This is a genomic window from Ochrobactrum sp. XJ1, from assembly GCF_024701725.1.
Classification (GTDB): domain Bacteria; phylum Pseudomonadota; class Alphaproteobacteria; order Rhizobiales; family Rhizobiaceae; genus Brucella; species Brucella anthropi.
Map to the genome: position 1 here is coordinate 1 of NZ_VDGD01000003.1, position 13,860 is coordinate 13,860.

Below are 13,860 nucleotides of genomic sequence, written 5' to 3' on the forward strand. Positions count from 1 at the left end.
CACCAACGTCTTCGGGTGGGCAATGCCCGGTGGCTTCGAGGAGCATCGGTTTTTCTTCCCCAATGGCAGGGAAGACGCGTTCGATTTTGATACTGTGTTCCCAGCCGTCGCCAAAGTCATAAAGATACTTAAACGATTTCGCACCAGTATCCTGAACTGCCGATAGCAGTGAGACCTTGCGTGCATCAATGGGACCGTCGCCCCAACCCTCATCAGGCAAACCAAAACCGACATCACGCATGCGGAATTCGTAAAGATGACTGTTGGTCCAGCCCATCGCCGCCTGCAGGATTTCGTGCAACCGACTGAGCCTGATGGAGAATGGCACGACAACGCGCCGCATTACTGTCGGCTCGACATGATCGAGGGTGACCTTCAGACGGACAACGGAAGCAGCCATCGTCAAGCCGCCAGTTCGACGTTTGCTGCCGATGCCTGTTTCCAGTGCCATGGCAGCAACTCGTACAGGCGTGAGACAGGATGGTTGGCAATGCGGGCGAAGACATCGGCCAGCCATGCTTTGGGATCGACGTCGTTGAGACGGCAGGTCATGATGAAGGTGAGCATGATAGCGGCACGATCCGCCCCGCGCTGTGATCCGGCGAAGGTCCAGTTCCGGCGTCCCAATGCGATACCTCTCAGCGCTCTTTCTGCGGCATTGTTCGTCAGGCAAATTCTGCCATCCTCGAGAAACAGGGCAAAACCTTCCCAGCGTTTGAGCATGTAATCCATGGCTTTTGCCACATCGGACGAACTGGACAACGTAGCGCGCTCCCGTATCAGCCATTGATGCATATCCTCGAACAACGGCTTGCTCTTCTCCTGTCGCACTTTCACGCGTTCTTCAGCACTTAATCCGTTGATCTGGCGCTCAATGTCGAACAGAGCATCGAAACGTCTGACGGCCTCAAGTGCAATCGGCGAGATTGGTTTGCCATTTCGCTTGCGATCCCGCGCACTCTTTTCAATATCGGCCAACTCAAAGAATTTCCGCCGTGCATGCGCATGACAAAAAGCAAAGGTAATCGGCACCTCTTTCCTTTCGGCAATCGCAATTGGTTCAAACCCATTGTAGCAGTCTGTCTGCAAAATGCCGCCATAGCTGGCCAGATGCCTCTGCGGATGTTCGCCACGCCGATTACTCGAAGCATAATAGACCGCCGCCGGTGGTGCCTCGCCCCTGAATGGCTGATCATCGCGTACGTAAACCCATATGCGCCCAGTCGTACATTTGCCTTTCGCACGGATTGGAATGGTGGTGTCATCGCCATGAAGCCGCTCAGCGGCAAAGACGTGGCTCTCAAGCAGCTCGAAGAGCGGCATCAGAGCGGACGTTCCAAACCCGACCTGATCGGCCAGTGTCGAAGTCGACAGATCCATTCCTTCACATTTGAACCGCGTGCTCTGGCGATTGAGCGGAATGTGCATGCCAAACTTGTCGAACAGAATTGTTGCCAGCAGTTGGGAGCCGATAAAACCGCGTGGCGTGACATGAAACGGTGCAGGCGGCTGGCTGATTGTCTCGCAGTCACGACAAGTGAACTTCTCACGCACCGTCTCGATCACCTTGAAGCGGCGTGGAACCTCTTCCAGCGTCTCAGTGATATCCTCACCCAGCTTCGACAGGCGCGAACCACCACAACAGGTGCAAACAGTCGGCGCAGCAATAACAAGGCGCTCACGCTCGATATTCTCTGGCCACGGCTTGCGCACGGGCCGCTTACGCGTGAATGAACGCACGTTCGATGCTCTGGCGCTCGCTGCCTGCGCGGCAATCTCATCTTCACTCGCCGCCATCGCCAGCTCTTCGAGTTGCAATTCCAGTTGATCAAGCAGGCGTGCCGTGCGCTCGGAACGCTGACCGCGCAATTCGCGCCTAAGCTTTGCGATCTGCAGTTCCAGAGCCGCGATCAGGGCATCACTGTCGGAAAGCATAGCCTGCGCATTGGCGGCTTGCGCTACAGCCAAATCGCGTTCAGCCTGCAAAACCTCGCGTTCACAAAGCAGCGCCAAATAGGCGCTGGCAAGATCATCAGGAAGGTCGAATGGCTTTGGATTCATAAAGTTATTTGATCAGAATCCTGCAATATTTTCAATGGAATAATGCTACCCAACCTTCGTCGGTCGCCATGTTTCCTGCGGATTGCGCCAATCAATTCCTGACAGTAAATAACTGAGCTGTGCAGGTGAGATCGCAACAGCGCCACCTTCTGCAGAGGGCCAGATAAATTTGCCACGCTCAAGTCGTTTTGTCAGAAGGCAACTCCCCTGGCCGTCATGCCAGATCAGTTTTATCAGATCACCCCTGCGCCCTCTGAAGCAAAACAAATGGCCACCAAGTGGATCGCGCTTCAGCACTTCCTGCACCCGAAGCGATAATGATGGAAAGCCACAGCGCATGTCCGTATGGCCCGTGGCAATCCACACCCGTACATTCTGACCTGAAGGAAGTGTGATCATCAAAGGCTCTCCAGACCACGGATAAGGCGAACCAGAAGATCTATATCCACGCCATTATCGACGATAACCCGGCGACCATTTGCGCAGATAACCTCAAATCGCCCACAGCGAGCATCCTGCGGAGCGGGGTGGCATTGAGGCGCGGTCGCCTCTATTCGCACCGGGATAAAACCCGTCGCTGAATTTTCTCCATGCCAAATTCCAAAAGCACCTTCACGCGCCAGTTTGCGCCATGAAAATAATTGCGCGGGAAATAAACCGTGGCGTCGAGCCACAGTCGTAACGCTGTCCCCGCAACTATAGCTCTCTTCGACAATCTGCCGTTTCGCTGTCGCGCTGAAACGACGGCGTCGACCTGTGCCTACAATCTCAAGTACGTTCAATTCAGTATAAGTCGTATCGCTGCTCATACGACCTATAATCAGAACAACAATAAGACATCACAAGGCGGTCTTCGGCGGATACGTACTGATCTGAGTGCGAACCAGCTTTCTTACTGGCGCAAGCAGACGCGTGATGGCCGTCTGATCTTGCCAGCAGAGTTGATGCCGTCGGTGCCAGATGCGGACGATTGTGAACCCGCCTTTGTGCCGCTATCGATTGCGGATGAGCCAGAGATGTCTGCGGCAGCCTCGTTGATGCCAGAGACGATGGCCGCGCCAGCAGGGATTGTGACGATAGAGATAGGTGCCGACCTCGTGGTGAAGGTGCCGGGTGATGTGTCTGTGGATCGGGTTGCGGCTCTGGTTGGTGCAATGCGGGGTCTGGCATGATTATCGCAGGGCAACGATTGCCAATCCTGATTGCGACGCGTCCAGTGGACTTTCGCTGCGGTCATCAGGCTCTGGTCTTGATGGTGCAGACTGAACTGAAGCTTGATCCGCATTCCGGGATCACGGTGATCTTCCGGTCGAAGCGGGGAGATCGGCTGAAAATCCTGGTATGGGATGGCACGGGACTGGTTCTGACCTATAAAATTCTTGAAAACGGCAGCTTTGCCTGGCCCAGGGTGCAGGACGGGACGATGCGTCTTTCAAGGGCTCAATATGAAGCTTTATTTGAAGGTCTCGATTGGCGTCGAGTGATTGCGCAGCGCGTAACGCCGCCCTGTGCTGCGGGATAAGCTGTACCTCTGTTTTGTCATTGTTTTATTTGGTTTTTATGCTGCGACATAACCGCCAGATCGCGCAGCAGATAGGGATAGATTTTATGACCAGGCGCAGGCTTCGAGGTGTTTGGTCGACGGTAGATCGCCTCAATGCCCATCTTTTTCATCAACGTGGTAACATGCAACCGCCCAACCTCAAGCCCTTCTCCCTTTAAAAGTCCTTGCAACATCCGACTTCCCGCGAATGGATATTCCAGATGCAGTTCATCAATCCGCCGCATCAGTGCCAAATCGTCATCTGATACCGGGCGCGGTGAATAGTAAACACTACTGCGTCCGCCCTGAAAAAGCTACAAACTCCATTGTTTTCAGGGGTTTCCAACGGGTTTGAAGTATTGCAAACTGCAAGAAACTGCGCGCTGACTGCTCAATTTCTGGTGTTTTTCGATGCGTCCGATCCGTCCATCTTCCGGCAAGCATGACCTTTTCCGCGACCGCCTTGACGCGATGATCAACATGAAACATCCGTTGGTGAAGCTTGCCGAGGTCATCGACTGGGCCGGGTTCGATCAGGCGTTTGGCGGCTTCTACCGACCGGTCGGTCGTCCCGCGAGACCGACGCGGCTGATGGTCGGGCTGCATTATCTGAAGCACGTCCACGACCTTTCCGACGAGGAAACGGTCGCCCGCTGGGTGGAAAACCCCTATTGGCAATTCTTTTGTGGCTTCGAATTCTTCCAACACGAGATGCCAATCGATGCTAGCACGATGACGCGATGGAGAAAGCGTATCGGGCCCGACGGGTTGCAGGACATGTTGAAGGCCAGCGTTGAGGCGGCTCTTAAGACAGGAACGGCTAGGCCGACATCGTTGGAAAGGATCAATGTCGATACGACCGTGCAGCCCAAGGCGATAGCCCATCCGACGGACAGCAAGCTTTATCTGAAGGCGCTGCAAATGCTGGTCCGTCAGGCAAAGAAGCACGGCATCGCGCTCAGGCAGAGCTACACACGGCTGGGTAAGGCGGCGGCGATACGCATCGGCCGTTATGCTCATGCCCGTCAATTCAAACGCATGCGGCGCGAACTGAAACGTCTGCGCACCTTTCTGGGCCGTGTTCTGCGTGACATCGCCCGCAAGATCACCGGTAATGCCGAACTGGAAAAGGCCTTTGCCCGGCTGTTCGGCCTTGTCGAGAGGTTACTCTCGCAAAAGCCGAAGGACAGGAACAAGCTTTATTCATTGCATGCCCCCGAGGTCGTCTGCATCTCAAAAGGCAAAGCCCGTACACCTTACGAGTTCGGATGCAAGGTTGGAATCGCAGCGACCAACCGGGAAGGACTGGTGCTGGCTGCCAGGGCGTTCGAAGACAATCCTTATGACGGGCATACGCTGTCGCGCACCGTCGAGCAGGCTGTTGCCACGGGCGGCGTCAAGCCAGATCGCATCTACGTTGACAAGGGCTATCGCGGTCACGATTACACCGGTCCAGCTTCGGTGATCATTGCCGGAAATCGGCGCGGGCTGACGCCGACCATGCGCAGGGAACTGAAACGACGATCAGCCATCGAACCCACCATCGGTCATATGAAGTCCGATGGCAGGCTGGACCGCAACTTCCTTCTTGGGCATGCTGGTGATACCATCAATGCGCTGCTCGTGGCCGCAGGACACAATCTGCGTCTCATTCTGGCAAAGCTCGCCCTTTGGCGTGCTTTCTTCCTGGTAACCATCACCGTTCTCATGGCGAAAGCCGATACTTCTTCACATCTTCCTAAAGCCCGAAGTTCAATGGCTTAGCCGTTATTCAGCGTCGACTACTGCGGCTAAAGCCGAGAAGCTTCGCCTGTCGTGTGATCGAAAGCTTGTGCGCGCGGTCAATCGTAACGTCCCGATTGCTACCGCCTTTTGCAACAAGGCCTCGTGGCATAAGACACGTGCTTAACGACGTCGTTAGCGACATGTCTTATGTGAGGATTGGATGCGAGTTGAGGTTCTTGGCGCGGAACGGCGTCGTCGCTGGAGCGATGAGAAGAAACTGGCCATCGTTATGTCGGTTGGGATCGGCGGTGCGACGGTCACGGATGTGGCGCAGCGCTACGATGTGACCCGCCAGCAGATTTACACATGGCGACGAGGACTGAAGAAGAAGGGGCTTCTGCTCCCCTCGCGGGAAGCCGTATTTCTTCCTGTTGATATGGATAGTGAGCAGATCACTTCCGGGGTTGGCGATGATGTCGATGCTTCATCCTCAATGATTGAATTGCACTTGCGCTGCGGTCGCAGCCTTCGTTTCACGAGCACGCTGGAGGATACGGTGCTGACGCGGCTGATCCGGACGGTGGAACAGGCATGATTGGACCGGGCACCGGCGTACGGGTTTACCTTGCCTGCGGCGTCACAGATATGAGGAAAGGTATTGAGGGCCTTTCGATGTTGGCGCAGGATGTCTTGCGCCAGAAGCCGACAGGTGGAGCTGTCTTCGCCTTTCGCGGGCGGCGTGGTGATCGGGTGGCCGACGGCGAAAGAAGGTGTTGCGCATCTGACGCATGCACAGCTTTCGATGCTGGTAGAAGGGATTGACTGGCGTCGACCGGCATGGACTTCCGCGCCTGGCAGAATGGGGTAAAGCTTCTGTTTTTATTAGGGAATCCCGCAAAGTTTCTGGTGCTTCCGACGCAAATCAGCTATGTTTGCGGGCATGGAAACAACGCCGTCGGACATTCAGGATGAGCTATTGGCATTGCGCGCGCTCGTCGCTGAACAAGCGGCGAAACTGAGTGCACAAGAAGCCGAAGTCACAAAGCGCGACACCATTATCGACCTTTTGCGTGCACAGCTGGAATTGCTTCGGCATCGCCAGCATGGCGCTTCTTCAGAAAAGATAGACCGCAAGATCGGGCAATTCGAGCTGATGCTGGAGGAGATCGAGGCTTCACGCGCTGAGGCTGAAGCCCATTCTGGAAAAACGCCTTTACCGGAGCTGGATAAAGCGTCCGAAAAGCCGAAGCGTATGCGCTGTCCTGACCCGGATCCAGAGCCATCCAAAACAACGGCTTGAGGAACTGCTGCCGTGGCAGTGGACACCAGTGAAAGAGCTGCAGGAGGCCGCGTGATGGCACGCTCAAGGTTCATCTATACGCTGAATGAAGTCTCCGTCATGATTGGCGAGAACCTCGAATTAATCGAAGAAGTAACCGCCAATTCCGACAATATTGCCGAGGGCGAACTCGTGTATGTCTGCGACGGCAGCGAAGATGGTACAAAAGGCCTGACCGAAGATGGGATTGATGACCTTCAGAGCCTCCTCGCAGATATAAGGACATGGGATGGTGGGATCCGCGAATTCCTCCTCGATCAACTATGCGATCCCGAAATGATCGAGCGTGTCATGGAAGATGAGGCTAAGCGAAGCCCATAGCCTGCACATCTCAACCAAGCGAAAATCCTTTCGCTGGACGCTTACGAACTTTTTTGGGGTTTCGATCATTCGTACGCATGCGGGCAAGACCTTAGGACTATGTTGTCTGCGAAGCTCCATCATGCGGCGACCGCGTGTCGACCGCGAAGGCGACCATGCTCCTGGGAAACAGTTCTATAGCCTCAAGCGTAAAGGCTCATCAGAAAGAAAAGGGCTTGCCAAATGGCCAACGATTGACGACACAATGGTATTGGTATCTTGAACGGGGCGGGGGGCCTTCGAGCAGTGCAGTGGATCGTTTTCCCTGCGGAACGCGACGGCCTTCTTCGCTCGGGAGAAAATTAGAAAATTTTAATACCGTGAGTTCGATAAAAGATCATTGCAGACTGGATAAATATCTTTATATGCCAAAAGCCCTTCTTTGAGGCGTGACCGCCTGCATGAACTACTCGAACTGTCGGCACGTAAGCTATGTTCGCAATCTTGCACACCCTCAATGAGAGATCAAAATCCTCAAAGTACAAAAAGAAATTATCACTGAAGCCTCCTGCTTGTCTTAGAACAGTGCTTCTGAAAAACATGAAGCACCCGCTTACAATGGGGGGATTCCAATAAACAGCGTTCTGTGTTTCATTTTGCATCTCATAGTGCGCTAATCGCGCAGAAAAAAGAGAGCGTACTGATTGGGGAGCAAAGCCTCTAAGTATGAGGTCAAATGCCGCTGGGTATCGTTTGCATAAATATTGCTTTTGCCCATTAGGCCAAACTGCGTGCGGGCTCAACAGGCCGCAGTTTTTATTGGCTCTCATGAATGTTATGGCATTGATTAGTGCATCCGGACTTAGTTGGATATCAGGATTAAGGATGAGGTGAAATTCCCCCAAATGCCGTATCGCGAGATTGTGGGCGCGGCCAAAGCCGATATTTCCTTGACCCTGAATTAGTTTGATGTGCGACTCTGCGTAGCCGCTTAGCAAAAATGAGACAACTTCGTTGCTAAACGAGTTGTCTATAATTGTGATTGAGAAGGTTTCGGGCGCAAGCTTGCGCAATGCGGTTTTCAGACTGTCCAGAGTTTTTTTAAGTTCATCAAAATCGGGATTAAATGTAACAATTGAAATCGTTAGCAATGGCTGCTTATTGCTTTGGGGGGCTGCAGCTAAAACATTATAGGTCATTCTTTGAATTCTCGGTTGGCTAAATAGGCCGGGCGTTGTCAAAACGATGCCATCATATTAGGCATACTACGCGATTATATGAACGAAACAAAAGAAGTAAGACGGTAGGAGCTGAAATCGCATGAAAGGGATTATTCTCGCTGGGGGTAGTGGTACGCGGTTGTTGCCTTTGACAATCGCGGTCTCAAAACAGATTCTACCGATTTATGACAAGCCCATGATTTATTATCCGCTGAGCGTGCTTATGCTCGCGGGGATTCAGGATATCCTCGTCATTTCGACGCCGCACGACCTGCCTCTATTCCAGAAATTGCTTGGCGATGGTCGCGAGTTTGGAGTGAATTTTTCCTATGCCGAACAGGCACACCCGAACGGGTTGGCGGAAGCTTTCATTATTGGTAGAGAGTTTATCGGCGATGATAGCGTTGCAATGATTCTCGGCGACAACATTTATTTTGGTGACGGTCTTTCAAATCTGTCGCAACTCTCCTCCCAGCCCATGAAAGGTGGAACTGTTTTCGCTTATCGGGTGGATGATCCGCAACGCTATGGGGTGGTGGAATTTGATAGCAAGACTGGACAGGCAATATCAATTGAAGAGAAGCCGGGAAAGCCGAAGTCTCATTGGGCAGTCACAGGGCTTTATTTTTACGACAATCAGGTGGTCGATATTGCACGTTCGATCAAGCCGTCCACCCGTGGCGAACTTGAAATCACCACGGTGAATAACGTGTATCTCGAACGCGGAGAACTGAACGTTCAGCGCTTTGGTCGGGGCTATGCTTGGCTCGACACGGGAACGCATGACAGCCTTCATGAAGCATCCTCGTTTGTCCAAACTATTGAAAAGCGCCAGGGCATCAAAATCGCTTGCCCAGAGGAAATCGGTCTGGATAAAGGGTGGCTGAGCAGTGAAGCTGTGCTCGAACGCGCAGCCAAGCTTGGTAAAACTGAATATGCTGCGTACCTTCGTCGTCGTGTTGCAGAATTAGGAAAAGATTGATGCAAGTTCGTCCATTAGGTTTAGACGGCGTATTCGAGGTCAGTCCGCGTAAATTCGGCGATGACCGTGGCTTCTTTTCTGAGACTTATAATGCGAAGGCATTTGCCGAAGCTGGCATTAATCTGACTTTCGTTCAGGACAATCATTCTTATTCGACCGCCAAGGGCGTTGTGCGTGGGCTTCATTATCAGTTGCCGCCATTTGCACAGGACAAACTGGTGCGTGTTACGCGTGGTGCAATTCTGGATGTCGCTGTCGATATCCGCAAAAGCTCGCCAACATTCGGGAAGTGGGTAGCGCTGGAAGTTTCCGCCGAAAAGTGGAACCAGATTCTGGTGCCGAAGGGCTTTGCACACGGCTTCATGACACTCGTTGAAAACACCGAGGTCATCTACAAGGTCACGGATTACTATTCGCCGGAGCATGATCGCTCTATCCGTTTTGACGATCCGGCTATCGGTATTGAATGGCCACTTCCTTCTTCAGGCGTCCAGCTTTCTGACAAGGACCAGAAGGCCTCGCTTTTTGCTGACGCAGAAGTTCTTGCTTGAGGAAATGATATGAATATTCTCGTTACCGGTGGAGCAGGGTTCATTGGTTCGGCCGTCTGTAGACATCTGGCTTCTGATCCGAAGGTCAATGTCGTCAACCTTGATAAGCTAACCTATGCGGGTAATCTGGCGTCTCTCCGCCAGATCGAGAACCACCCGAATTACAGCTTTCTTGAAGCCGATATTTGTGACGACACGAGCGTTCTGGAAGCTCTGCGCGTCCACGAAATCGATGTGGTTATGCATCTGGCGGCGGAAAGCCATGTAGACCGTTCAATCGATGGTCCGGGAGCATTCATCGAAACGAATATCGTCGGAACGTTCCGTTTGCTCAATGCGGCACTTGCTTATTGGCGAGAACTGCCAGAGCTGCGTAAGTCGAACTTCCGCTTCCACCACATCTCGACTGATGAGGTGTTTGGCGATCTGCCTTTCGATAGCGGCATTTTCACCGAAGAAACCCCCTATCAGCCGTCTTCGCCTTATTCGGCTTCGAAGGCTGCGTCAGATCATCTGGTGCGCGCCTGGCATGAAACCTATGGCTTGCCGGTGGTGCTCACCAATTGCTCGAACAATTACGGACCGTTCCATTTTCCGGAAAAGCTGATCCCGCTTGTCATTCTTAACGCGCTCGATGACAAGCCGTTGCCGGTTTATGGGGCAGGGGCAAATGTCCGTGATTGGCTCTACGTCGAGGATCATGCGCGCGCCTTGGCGCTCGTTGCAACAACGGGCAAGCTGGGCGAAAGCTACAATATCGGCGGGCGTGCGGAGCGTACCAATCTGAGTGTCGTTGAAACGATTTGTTCCATTCTCGACAAGAAGCGGCCTCGCGCAAACGGCAAGAGTTATGCTGATCTGATAACCTTCGTGACAGATCGACCCGGCCATGACCGTCGCTATGCTATTGACGCTTCGAAGATCGAGCGCGAATTGGGCTGGAAACCACAGGAAAGTTTCGAGACGGGATTGGAAAAAACCATTCAATGGTATCTCGATAATGCATGGTGGTGGGAACCGATCCGCAGCGGTACATATGCTGGCGAACGTCTGGGTAGCACGTCAGCAAAAGAGGCCAAGGCATGAAAATCCTTGTGACCGGGCGGGAAGGGCAGGTTGTTCAGAGCCTTCTTGAGAAGGCAGTTCAACGTCCCGATCTAGAAGTGATTGCGTTGGGTCGCCCGGAACTGGATCTGTCAAAGCCGGACACGGTGCATAGTGCCATCACGGCGATCAAGCCCGACGTCGTCGTGTCCGCCGCCGCATACACTGCGGTGGATCTAGCCGAGGATGAGCAGGAACTTGCGTTTGCGGCGAATGCCACTGGCGCTGAAGCAGTTGCCGAAGCTGCCAAGGCCTGCGGTGCTCCCGTCATCCATCTGTCGACGGATTATGTTTTTGCGGGCGACGCTGACGAACCGTACGTTGAAACGGATGCTACCGGACCTCGCGGTGTTTATGGAAGCTCCAAGCTGGAAGGCGAGCGTTTGGTTGCACAATCCAATCCGCAACATATCATTATGCGGACGGCGTGGGTCTATAGTCCCTTTGGCAAGAATTTCGTCAAGACGATGTTGAAGCTCGCAGAGACGCGAGATGTTCTCTCTGTTGTTTCTGACCAATGGGGTAATCCGACCAGTGCTCTTGATATCGCCGACGCGATTATCCGGGTGGCGGATCAATTGGCGGCTACGCCAGACTTTTCAGCTTATGGTGTTTACCATCTGGTTGGTACGGGCGATACAAACTGGAGTGGCTTTGCGCGCGCAATATTTAGTGAAAGCGCTACGCTCGGCGGACCGACCGCGAATGTTACAGATATTACGACAGCCGATTACCCGACCAAGGCTACACGTCCTACTAGTTCAAGGCTGTCGACTGCTAAATTCCAGGAAGTATTTAGTTGGTCGGTACCTCATTGGCAATCGTCACTACACGATATGGTGGTCAGATTAGTTTAGTATTTTAAAAGTATTCTTCCTGCTCTTACTGATACTAGTCGAGGCACCGCACTTCCAGCGCGCCGATGTCGTAGGTCGTATTGCCGTCGCCGGGATCAACTCGCAGTTCGGTGCCGAAACCGTCATGGCTATGTAGCAACACGTAGCTCTCAGATCGGCCACTATAGGTGATGGTTTTGGACCGAGTCTCATTGTAGCTCGGGTCCGACGGTGTTTGGTAAAAAACTTGGAGACGATCCGTTCTGCTTGTGAATAAACGAGTTGCAACCTGAATAGTTCTACAAGCAGCCATTTCATCTTTTTGATCAGTGATATCTATAAAAACCATAGGATCTGGTCCCGCGCTCAGATTGAGGCGACCAGAACGCCACGATGCTGAGGCATTTTCTACACGGATGCCATTTATATTGAGAGAAAATAGAGTGGGCTCTGGCGAATCAATTGGAATAGGCTTGTGTCGAATCTTTTCGGCTACGAGATTACTGCCACTTGGGGTTCTAGCCAGACGAACCATGACGACGCTCGCTGCATCATCGATCATAACCGAACCCACAGCTGGCCACACAGGCAGATCTTCCATTAGGTCAATATATTTGCTTTGAGTATCCAGGCTCCCGGCCTGTATATTATCGAAACCGAGAATGGTGAGATAAGGTATGATTCGTTTGGGGTTGCCTCCGTCCCAACCGAAAAAAGATCCGCCGACAGTCGACGATGGCGGTACAGGATAGATTGATTTCTGTTCGATGCCCCCATAAATAACCAGATCGTATTTGCGATCTCGGCTGAAAGTTGGTGATGACATACTGATCCGGTCATACAATCGGGAAGCAAGTAACTGGTCACTGAGGCCAGTGAAGTGACTCGAAGCGGACATTGAATTTGAGAAGACTAGAAACTGGAATATCCCGACCGAAATGGCCATGATGGACGTCAATCGGACAAAGCTCAGTCTGTTGTGCAACGCCAGATAGGCGAAGCACCAGATTACAAAAGGCGCGCTGACAACTGACCTAGTCGGTAAATCTTTTGACACCAGGTCAATGACAAACGGGCTAACTATCAGCATGGATGATAGAAGAAGAATCGTAATTTTATTTGTTAGTGGAGTGTTCCACACGACCGATGCAAGGCCTGCTGCTCCAAGAAATAGAATAGCGGGAACCGACCAGATCAACGTAAGGTATAGATGATTCTTAAACCCATAGATGCCTTGCAAATGTACAACTGCATTTTTCACGACCGCCACAGGATCTGTTAAAAGTGCATCCAGCTGCAGAAACTGATCTACATATTCAGGTTCTATACCCAGAATCGAGAGGAATGTGCGGTCCAGAACTTTGTAAATGCCAAACGATAAAATTAGGCATACCCCCAAGGCGAGCAGGTCTTTTGTCGTGTCTACTTCACGAGTATCAGCACGAATTGCTCTGAATATGAGCACGCCGATGCCAAACGAAAGCATGAGGAACAAGAGTGATTGATATATCGAAACAGCGAAAGCAGCGGCGCAGGCCGCAATCATCACAGCGGCAATTCGCCAGTGAAGTGATCGGTGATGTCGCTGGTATAGAATCCAAATGGCAATTGAACTAAGTGCGACTCCAAACCCTACAGCCGCAGCATTGGAATAAAACTCGATAATAAAGACCCATGTAGGGTACCCGCAGAAAATCCCAAAAGTTACTGTCTGGGAAAAAGACAATCTCCCAATTTTAAGACCCGCGCTCTCTAAAAAAATGACATAAGCGACGACTAGGCCAAGTCCAAAAAGAGCGGCTGGTAGAAACGGAAGGGTAGGTTGTGGAAAGACGAACCTTTCGAACAGATAGGCGCCCCACCGGCCCTGCTGTGCCCAAATAGCTGCAGAACCCGGCGTCAAATGTCGAAAAGCGGCAAGTTCTTCATCGATTGACAGCGGAAAGGAGGCGAGCTCAAAGAAATACATAACTGCGAATATCAGCCACAGTTTTGCGATTGTACCTGATGTAGCTGACCACGCTCTTATTAGGTCATTCTCCAAGGTTACTGGGGGATCACTTCTTCCTGTCGTAGCTTTCGATTCATACATTTCTGAAAATCACGATTTTAAATTGAGCCAGCATATTAAAGACAGAAGTCATTATTGACAGTACGCGCCTCGATAATCCATATGACAAGCAATTACAAGGATACTTG

Annotated in this window: 16 protein-coding genes and 2 pseudogenes; 11 read left to right on the forward strand and 7 right to left on the reverse strand. The window is 52.2% G+C overall.

Annotated elements, in window-relative coordinates; all coding sequences use genetic code 11:
* The 4 genes from FG152_RS05450 to tnpA (FG152_RS05465) form a co-directional block, all read right to left on the reverse strand.
* Positions 1–400 (reverse strand): plasmid pRiA4b ORF-3 family protein (locus FG152_RS05450; protein WP_498985704.1); only part of this gene is annotated, 400 nt, incomplete at its 3' end.
* A gap of 2 nt (positions 401–402) precedes the next feature.
* Positions 403–2,061: an IS66 family transposase gene (tnpC, locus tag FG152_RS05455; protein WP_498985438.1), complete on the reverse strand. Its 1,659-nt coding sequence runs from the start codon at positions 2,059–2,061 to the stop codon at positions 403–405.
* Between the two features lie 45 nt (positions 2,062–2,106).
* Positions 2,107–2,460, reverse strand: coding sequence for an IS66 family insertion sequence element accessory protein TnpB (tnpB, locus tag FG152_RS05460; RefSeq protein WP_025091528.1), 354 nt, complete (start codon positions 2,458–2,460; stop codon positions 2,107–2,109).
* Complete coding sequence (tnpA, locus tag FG152_RS05465; protein WP_498985707.1) at positions 2,460–2,828, reverse strand: IS66-like element accessory protein TnpA; 369 nt, start codon at positions 2,826–2,828, stop codon at positions 2,460–2,462. The genes tnpB (FG152_RS05460) and tnpA (FG152_RS05465) overlap by 1 nt, the downstream gene beginning before the upstream one ends.
* Between tnpA (FG152_RS05465) and FG152_RS05470 the strand changes: the two genes are divergently transcribed.
* Positions 2,721–3,233: a hypothetical protein gene (locus tag FG152_RS05470; RefSeq protein WP_498985440.1), complete on the forward strand. Its 513-nt coding sequence runs from the start codon at positions 2,721–2,723 to the stop codon at positions 3,231–3,233. The genes tnpA (FG152_RS05465) and FG152_RS05470 overlap by 108 nt on opposite strands.
* Positions 3,230–3,583, forward strand: a complete 354-nt coding sequence (gene tnpB / locus FG152_RS05475; protein WP_498985442.1) for an IS66 family insertion sequence element accessory protein TnpB — start codon at positions 3,230–3,232, stop codon at positions 3,581–3,583. The genes FG152_RS05470 and tnpB (FG152_RS05475) overlap by 4 nt, the downstream gene beginning before the upstream one ends.
* 50 nt (positions 3,584–3,633) lie before the next feature.
* On the opposite strand, the pseudogene FG152_RS05480 reads toward tnpB (FG152_RS05475), so the two are convergent.
* Positions 3,634–3,903, reverse strand: a pseudogene (locus FG152_RS05480) (IS3 family transposase); the annotation flags it as partial.
* 112 nt (positions 3,904–4,015) lie between these two features.
* Here FG152_RS05480 and FG152_RS05485 point away from each other — a divergent pair.
* The 5 genes and pseudogenes from FG152_RS05485 to FG152_RS05505 all read left to right on the forward strand — a co-directional run bounded on the left by FG152_RS05485 (position 4,016) and on the right by FG152_RS05505 (position 6,989).
* Complete coding sequence (locus FG152_RS05485; RefSeq protein ID WP_498985444.1) at positions 4,016–5,368, forward strand: IS5 family transposase; 1,353 nt, start codon at positions 4,016–4,018, stop codon at positions 5,366–5,368.
* Between the two features lie 181 nt (positions 5,369–5,549).
* Complete coding sequence (gene tnpA, locus FG152_RS05490) at positions 5,550–5,924, forward strand: IS66-like element accessory protein TnpA (protein ID WP_498985446.1); 375 nt, start codon at positions 5,550–5,552, stop codon at positions 5,922–5,924.
* Positions 5,925–6,001: 77 nt separating this feature from the next.
* Positions 6,002–6,151 (forward strand): hypothetical protein, encoded by a 150-nt coding sequence (locus FG152_RS05495; protein WP_498985709.1) that lies wholly within the window; start codon positions 6,002–6,004, stop codon positions 6,149–6,151.
* A 118-nt stretch (positions 6,152–6,269) separates the two neighbouring features.
* Positions 6,270–6,596 (forward strand): annotated as a pseudogene (locus FG152_RS05500) (transposase domain-containing protein); the annotation flags it as partial.
* An 87-nt stretch (positions 6,597–6,683) separates the two neighbouring features.
* Positions 6,684–6,989 carry a hypothetical protein gene (locus tag FG152_RS05505; protein WP_498985448.1) on the forward strand — a complete coding sequence of 102 codons (306 nt, stop codon included), beginning with the start codon at positions 6,684–6,686 and terminating at the stop codon, positions 6,987–6,989.
* 341 nt (positions 6,990–7,330) lie between these two features.
* Here FG152_RS05505 and FG152_RS05510 read toward each other — a convergent pair whose 3' ends face one another.
* A complete protein-coding gene (locus FG152_RS05510) occupies positions 7,331–8,167 on the reverse strand; it encodes a glycosyltransferase family 2 protein (protein ID WP_498985449.1) in 837 nt (278 codons plus the stop codon).
* Between the two features lie 121 nt (positions 8,168–8,288).
* Here FG152_RS05510 and rfbA point away from each other — a divergent pair, with 121 nt between their 5' ends.
* The 4 genes from rfbA to rfbD are packed head-to-tail and all read left to right on the forward strand — an operon-like array spanning position 8,289 to position 11,682.
* Positions 8,289–9,170 carry a glucose-1-phosphate thymidylyltransferase RfbA gene (gene rfbA, locus FG152_RS05515; RefSeq protein ID WP_498985451.1) on the forward strand — a complete coding sequence of 294 codons (882 nt, stop codon included), beginning with the start codon at positions 8,289–8,291 and terminating at the stop codon, positions 9,168–9,170.
* Complete coding sequence (rfbC, locus tag FG152_RS05520; RefSeq protein WP_498985452.1) at positions 9,170–9,721, forward strand: dTDP-4-dehydrorhamnose 3,5-epimerase; 552 nt, start codon at positions 9,170–9,172, stop codon at positions 9,719–9,721. Before rfbA ends, rfbC begins: the two co-directional genes overlap by 1 nt.
* 9 nt (positions 9,722–9,730) lie before the next feature.
* Positions 9,731–10,807: a dTDP-glucose 4,6-dehydratase gene (rfbB, locus tag FG152_RS05525; protein ID WP_498985454.1), complete on the forward strand. Its 1,077-nt coding sequence runs from the start codon at positions 9,731–9,733 to the stop codon at positions 10,805–10,807.
* A complete protein-coding gene (rfbD, locus tag FG152_RS05530; RefSeq protein ID WP_498985455.1) occupies positions 10,804–11,682 on the forward strand; it encodes a dTDP-4-dehydrorhamnose reductase in 879 nt (292 codons plus the stop codon). The genes rfbB and rfbD overlap by 4 nt, the downstream gene beginning before the upstream one ends.
* Before the next feature lie 34 nt (positions 11,683–11,716).
* On the opposite strand, the gene FG152_RS05535 is transcribed toward rfbD, so the two are convergent.
* Positions 11,717–13,753 carry a glucosyltransferase domain-containing protein gene (locus FG152_RS05535; RefSeq protein WP_498985456.1) on the reverse strand — a complete coding sequence of 679 codons (2,037 nt, stop codon included), beginning with the start codon at positions 13,751–13,753 and terminating at the stop codon, positions 11,717–11,719.
* Positions 13,754–13,860 lie beyond the last annotated feature (107 nt).